Origin of the sequence: Dendrosporobacter sp. 1207_IL3150 (assembly GCF_036763085.1) — a bacterium.
In the GTDB taxonomy this organism is placed as follows: Bacteria; Bacillota; Negativicutes; order DSM-1736; family Dendrosporobacteraceae; genus JBAIYU01.
The window spans coordinates 1-1230 of record NZ_JBAIYU010000029.1 but is presented as its reverse complement, the minus strand read 5'-3'; the positions used below and the strand labels follow the sequence as shown (position 1 = coordinate 1230).

The 1230-nt window shown below is 43.3% G+C and carries 1 pseudogene; it reads right to left on the bottom strand.

From position 1 onward, the window contains the following. Window positions 1-35: 35 nt before the first annotated feature. Window positions 36-1178, bottom strand: a pseudogene (locus V6C17_RS13235) (IS3 family transposase). Window positions 1179-1230 lie beyond the last annotated feature (52 nt).

Below are 1230 nucleotides of genomic sequence, written 5' to 3'. Positions count from 1 at the left end.
TGGACTGCTCCCAGTATCCTAGACATGAGACCGCCTCATTTTGAAGCTGTCTCAAATGCTTCTGGGCTCATCCCATCGAGATGCGAATGACGCCTGATTCGATTGTAAAACATCTCGATATAATCAAACACATCCGCACGGGCCATTTCTCGTGTTTTATAGATCCTCTTTTTAATTCTTTCCTTCTTTAAACTACTAAAAAAGGATTCAGCAACAGCATTGTCCCAACAGTTTCCACGACGACTCATACATACTCGGAACTAAATTATGCTTTTGACAGAATTTCTGCCAGTCTCCGCTACTGTATTGTGAGCCTTGGTCTGAGTGTATGATCACAGGTTCATTGGGTCTGCGTCGCCATACCGCCATTAAAAGTGCATCCAAAACGATATCCTTGGCAAGCGTAGGTTTCATTGACCAACCGATGACTTTCCTTGAATATAAATCGAGAACCACAGCCAGATATAACCAGCCTTGCCAAGTACGGATGTAGGTAATATCAGTCACCCAGGAAGTATCAGGGGTGCTCACAGCGAACTCTCGATTTAAGTGATTTGGTGGCACAATCGGAGGACGGCCACAACCATAACTTTTATGCTTTTTATATCCTCGAACAGCGGCAATGCCATTGTTCTTCATGATCTTCAGCACACGATTGGGGCCACAGCTTTCACCTAGCTCTTTAAGATCCAGCGTGATGCGACGATAACCATAGATGCCATAACTGGCATCATAAGAAGAGCGGATCAGTTGTAATAACCGTTTGTCTTCAATTGTTCTGCCTGATTCGGGTTCATGTAGCCAGGCGTAATAGCCAGCACGAGCAATCTTAAGAACCCGACACATCGTTTTAATCTTAAATTGATGGCTGTACTCAAGGATAAACTGATACTTTACTCGGGCAGGCTTGCAAAGTACCTTGCGGCCTTTTTTAAGATATCTCGCTCTTCTTCAGTTTGCTTAAGCTGACTTTTAAGACGAAGGATCTCTTTCTTTGCTTCGAGTAGTTCATGTTCATCAGGGTTGTTGCGTAAAGGCTGTACGGCCTTTAGCCATTTATAAATGCTGTGCTGTGATACACCTAAACGTTCAGCCACATCAGTGACAGAATATCCACGTTCGGTAATCAATTTAACAGCTTCATCTTTAAATTCTGGGGTGTATCGTTGTCCACTCATAATGTTCTCTCCTATGCAAAAAGAATAGACGAAATTTGTCTAGGAGAGTGGT